Here is a 6,272-nt window from a genome sequence, read left to right as displayed (position 1 = left end):
TTTAAAAATTAATGCTCTCTGTTGAGGTAAACCCAACCTGTCTTTGACTTTCCTCCCTCAAACTCTACTACATAATAATAGGTCCCGTCGGGTAATTCTTGGCCATTGTCACTTTTGCCATCCCATTCATTTTTGTATTCTGATTTGGTATAAACCTTAATACCATATCTGTTAAATATCTCTAACTTATTTACGCTAAAGTTTCCTAAATCAAAGAAATCGTTCTTAGTATCTCCGTTTGGAGAAATCCCTTTTTGAATGTCGCAATATACGCTATTTACATCAATATTTTTGGACGATTTACATGCACCATCGGCAACCTCAACTTTATAAGTTCCTCTTTGGTTAATTTTTATCGAAGGTGTATTGCCAATTTTCACTTCCGATGAATTATACCATGAGTATACTAAGTTATTAGAACTGCTTTGGTTTACTCTTAAAACAAAATCAGTTTCTTCACAACCTGCTGATATTGAAATCTCTGGAATTGAATTAACTGAAATAGTTAATGTTTGACTACTAGCACACTGTCCTAAATCTGGTGTAAAGGTATAAATTTTTGTTATTGTATTGTCAATATCAGGTGACCAAATACCTGTAATATTATTTGTAGAAGTTGTTGGTAATGGTAAAAGTTCTACTCCAGAGCAAATTGGTTCCACATCATCAAATATGGGAACTATACTAGAATTAACACTAACAACCACTGACGAAGTAGTTGAACATTGACCAGAGTTAGGTGTAAAGATATATGTTGTGGTAGCTGTTGTATTAATTGTAGCTGGATTCCATGCGCCTTGAATATTATTTGCTGAAACAATTGGTAAATTCTGTACTGTTGAATCCGAACAAACTGATTCAGGTATGCCAGCAAATACCGGAGTTATCAAATCATTAATTACAACTGTTATCGCAGAACGCAAACTTTCGCACCCCTCAATACTTTGACTCACATAATAAGTTGTTGAACCTACTGAAGTTGTTAAGGGTGTTGTAGGAACTGATGATGCTACTCCTCCTGTCTCATCTGTACCATACCATTTTAAAGTAGCACCAGATATTGCTGTTGAAGATAATGGTGTTGCTAAAGCATTTATACAATAATTAACAGGACTCATAACAACTGGTGCTGGTAAAACAGAGTTTATGGTTACATCAAAGGTAGAAAAACCTTCTGATTGGCAAATTCCTGAATTTTCAGCAACCAAATATTTAATCGTATAAGTTCCTGAAGGTGAGGCTGCTAAATTTATCTCACCTGTAACGGCATCAATTGATAACAATCCTGTTGATTCAGAATAGACTCCTCCGCTTGTAAACCCAATAGAAGTGGTTGGAACAGGGTTAATACCATTTTTACAAACGGGTGTTTGATATGAAAAATCTGTTTTAGGTAGCACTCCTCCAATAGTTACAGTTAGCTGAGCAGATAAATTACAGGTTTTAGGAGTTGGTGTACTAAAAGAAATGTCATCTAATGCAAAGTCATTACCACTAGAAGCTATATTTGTATCAATAATTTTTATCGTCGCTATTGTAGCGGTAGCTGAATCCCAACTTCCTGTTATGTTTGTCCAACCTGATGCTGATCCATTAGCTGCTGATATCGGCGATATAGTAATTGGCGCACCATTTATCAAAACCTGAAATTGAGCGGGGTTACTAGCAACTAAATTTTGGGCCCAAAACGAAAAAGTATATTGTTTATTATTTTCAACTGGTAATGATTGTGACCAAATAACTTTATTAGGATTCGTAGCGCCATCAGCAACCAACATCTTGCCAGAACCGCTATGATCAGTACTCGTAACAAAATCAACAAACCAGTTTTTCGGATTACTTACAACACCATATGCAAATTGCGCTCCACTAGTGTTAGATGTTGAATATCCATAATCTGAAAAAAATCCAGAAGTTCCAGATTCAAAATCTCCATTCTCAATTAAATTAGGTTTTGTCAAAGACGAAGTTGTTGAGGTTACCGTATAGGTTGTAGTCTGCTGAGGGTTAACCAAAACAGAATCACCTGTTTCTGAAATTTGAATTCCAGTAGAAGCAATCCAACTATATGACGTCCCACCGTTTGCTGCTGTAAGTGTTATTGGTGCGCCAGGAAAATTACAACCTGTTGATGATGAAGATAATGTTAAATCTAAGGGTGCAATAATAGAAATTGATGATGTGGTCGCTACACTAGCTGGATTGTTAGAATCAGTTACAGTAACCGTATAGTCGCCTTCTGCTAATCCTTGAAAAATCCCAGATGTGTTAGTTACTGATGATGTACCTGCTAAAGAAAACGTGTAGGGAGCAACCCCTCCGTTAGGATAAGCTACTATTGTTGCATCTGAAGCTCTTGGACAAGATGGATTTAATTTTGAACTTGAAATAGTTAATGGAGCAGGTGGTGCTGTTAAAGAAAAATCATCAACAGCAAAATCATTACCTATTGCGCTAAGATTATTATCATATATCTCAATATTGACACATTGATTAGTAGGCGTAAACGTATAAACCACTTTTTGCCATCCCAAGGCAGGTAATGGAGCAAGAGAACTTCCAGATACTAAAGTAATGTTTGAAGCATTGTTAAAAATAATTTTAATGTCTGCCTGTGTACTTGGTCCAGTTACGAGATTTGACACCGATTTTATCCAATAACTAAACGTGTAAACCGTTCCTATAGCTAAACCACAAGCACCTCCACCATTGTCTCCAGCCCTCCAAAATCGTTGTTGCCCACCAGAAGTTGTTGCGTCAACTACTAACATCTTTCCTGAGCCAGTAGTATGATCTCCTCCTGATATAAAGCTAGCGGTGTTCAATAGTTGAGGATTATTTGTAACTGCATAATTTCCTGGGATAGTGTTTCCAGAAAATGGAGGAACTAATTGTGTGTATTGAGAACTATTTATGCTGAACCCAACACCGTTACTACCACTTTCAAAATCACCATTGACAAGGCGGTTTTGAGAATAAATATTTATGGCAAATGGAATTAATATGAAAACGATTGCCCAACTTGTTTTTTTCATTATCAATAATTTTAAGATTTTAGTTACTAAAAGGTTAGTTTGTGTTTGAATTGTAAAACTAAAAAAAAACTAAAACTTTTTTATGTAATTACATCTTAGAAGGAATACGAAAACGTAGTAGTGTTGAAAAATATTTTATTTTTAATTGTAAAATTAAGAATAATTTAATTTTTTCAATTAATTTTTTATGAAACAAACAACGTTATGTTTTGTAAACTCAAAAATTAATGCTCTCTATTAAGATAAACCCACCCCGTTTTTGATTTACCTGATTTAAATTCTACTATATAATAATAAGTTCCGTCTGGCAATTGTTGTCCTTTATCACTAGTTCCATCCCAATCATTTTTATAATCAAACTTACTGTAAACCTTTAAGCCATATCTATCAAAAATCTCGAGTTTACTTACATCCAGATTTCTTAGATCAAAAGAATCATTTCTTTGGTGGTTATTTGGCGAAATGCCTTTTGGAATATCACAGTATATACTATTTACCTCAACATCTCTTACGGCTTTACACTTACCATCCTCAACATCAACTCTATAGCTTCCTTTTTGTTCTATTTTAATTATTGGCGAGCTTCCTATTTTTTCATTTAGCGAATTATACCATGAATACGTTAAATTATTTGTATTATTTTGTTGATTAATCTTTAGAAGAAAATCAGTTCCATCACAAGTTCCAGAAACGGAAAACTCTGGAATTGAATTAACTGAAATTGTCATTGTTTGAGAAGTAGCACATTGTTCTATACTTGGAGTAAAAATGTAAGTAGTTGTAATCGTATTATCTAAAGGAAGTGACCAAACACCCTTTATACCATTTATTGAAGTCGTTGGAAGTGGAGGAAGAAGATCTCCTGAACATATTGGACTAATTGAGTCGAAAATTGGTGTCGTATTTGGATTTACTATTACCGTTAATTTTACAGGTATTCCACATTGACCTAAATTTGGTGTAAAACTATATTCGGTTGTTAACCTATTATTGAAAGCTGGTGCCCAAGTTCCAGAAATACCATTCGTTGAAGTTGTTAGCAAAGGCTCCTGTATAGCTCCAGCACATATAGGCTCAATTGGTCTAAATAATGGAGTTTCAATTGGCTTAATATCTATGGTTAGTGTTAAGGTCGATGCACATTGCCCAACATTAGGAATAAATGTATAGGTTGTCGTTGTTGTATTATTTATCGCTGGCGACCAAGTACCTGTTACTCCATTATTTGATAATGGAGGCAAAGAAGGTATTGAACTGCCTTCACAATATGAATATACAACAGTAAAAGTTGGAGTAATATTAGGAATGACGTTTATTGTCAAACTAGCTGTTGTAGAACATTCATTTGAACTTGGCGTAAAAGTATAAATAGTTGTTGCTGTATTATTTAAAACTGGAGACCATGTTCCAGTTATTCCGTTGAGAGAAGTAGTAGGCAATGGTGATAAAATATCTCCTGAACATATAGGCGTTATTGGACTAAAAACGGGTGTGCTTTTGGGATTTACAACTATTTCAATTGAAGCATTTGTTGCACATTGTCCTGATGTTGGAGTAAAAGTATAAGTTGTTGTAGCCAAATTATTCAATGCTGGTGACCAAACACCGAGTATACCGTTTATTGAAGTAGTAGGGAGTGGCGACAAAAAGTCTCCCGAGCATATTGAAGGAATTGGGTTGAAGCCCGGTATTATCGAAGAATTAACTTCAATAGTGATTTTTATACTTGTTGCACATTGTCCTACATCAGGAGTAAATGTATATTCCGTTGTTTCTGTATTATTCAAGATAGGTGACCAAGTTCCTGTAATACCATTATTGGATATACTAGGTAAAGCATCTGTTATGGAACCCGAACATATTGTTTTCATTGGGCTAAATATTGGAGTTGCTTTTGGATTTAATATTGAAATAATATTGTCATAAGTAAATGAACAACCATTAAGTTTAATGAGGAAATCACTATAATAACCCTCTGTTAAATTTAACAACTCAATTGAACCAGATTCTGTTGAAATCAAAGACTTAGGTTCCAATGAAACATCATTCAATTTGTATGAAATGTCATAAGAAGTATTAGGTATTAAACCCAAAACAATAATCTTCCCGTTATTGCTATTACAAGAAGATATGTTTGAACTTGTAAAACTTGGCTCCTGTTGAATTTTAAATCTTGACAAATAATTATTACCATCATTGTTCAAAAAAATAAAATTATCGCATCCATTTGTCGTATCTTCATCTCCTTGAACATCATAATACACTTCTAATACATAATTACCTGTTGATAAATTAGTTAAATCTATGGGAGACTCAGAATCTGAAAGGATTCTTTGCCATTTTTGATCTCCCTCTTTACAAGTTCCTCCTGATTGAAATTGACCAAAATTCGAATTACAATTATCAAAGAGAGAGAGTTCAATACTATTAAAAGCACCTGGAATGGTGGATTCTTTATAAACTCTATAATTTATTTTAGCTCTACAAACATTTGCGGAGATACTTTTGAAAGTCCTTAACTCTCCTCCCCTAAATTTTAAAGTTCCTGAATTTTGAGTATAAATTCCTAAATCATTTGTGAAAACAATGCCACTTGAACCTATTAAATTCGCTCCCGTTCCTGTAATATTAAAAAATTCACCACCCTTTTGAGTAGAACAATTTTCAATCTGCACAGCCGAAGCATATGTGCCAAATGAACAATTATTAAAAACCTCAACATCTAATATAACAGATGATGCACATGGAAACAAAGCACTATCAGGAGTAAAAATATATCGGCCAGATGAAGAACTATCTATTACATTAGGATTCCATACCCCAGAAACTCCATTTGGAGAAGTAGTTTCTAAATTTGGAATAGTATTTTCAGGACAGATTTTTAAATTAGTTAGGAAATCTGGAACTGTTGGTGTTCCTACAACTATGGTTATAGTTTTAGAGAAATTACAAAAGCCCTCTGAGGCCTTAAAAGATATATCATCAATAGCAAAGTCATTTCCTGCTGAGATAATACTTCTATCATACATACAAATTTCAGCTGTAGTATTTGCACCAGAACTCCAATTAATCGTCCTCTTTACCCAATTACAAACACCTCCTGTAGAGGCAGGAGGTGCGATAGAAATACCATTAATAAGAACTTCTATGTTTGCCAATGTGCTGATTGAATCGATTCTGACCAATAACTAAAAACATAATTCTGACCTGGCTTTACAGCAACTGTTTGACACCAAA

General features: G+C 34.2%; 2 protein-coding genes. Both read right to left on the bottom strand.

The window, feature by feature from the left end; translation table 11 throughout:
• Nucleotides 1-8: 8 nt before the first annotated feature.
• Complete coding sequence (locus AC23L6_RS13205) at nt 9-3,035, bottom strand: T9SS type B sorting domain-containing protein (RefSeq protein ID WP_487562946.1); 3,027 nt, start codon at nt 3,033-3,035, stop codon at nt 9-11.
• A 224-nt stretch (nt 3,036-3,259) separates the two neighbouring features.
• Entirely contained in the window at nt 3,260-6,193 is a 2,934-nt protein-coding gene (locus AC23L6_RS13200) for a T9SS type B sorting domain-containing protein (protein WP_487562947.1), read from the bottom strand.
• Between the last annotated feature and the right edge of the window lie 79 nt (nt 6,194-6,272).

The sequence above is a fragment of the Flavobacterium sp. R1_16 genome, from assembly GCF_057652095.1.
The sequence above is the reverse complement of the archived record's forward strand: the minus strand, read 5'-3'. Positions and strand labels throughout refer to the sequence as shown.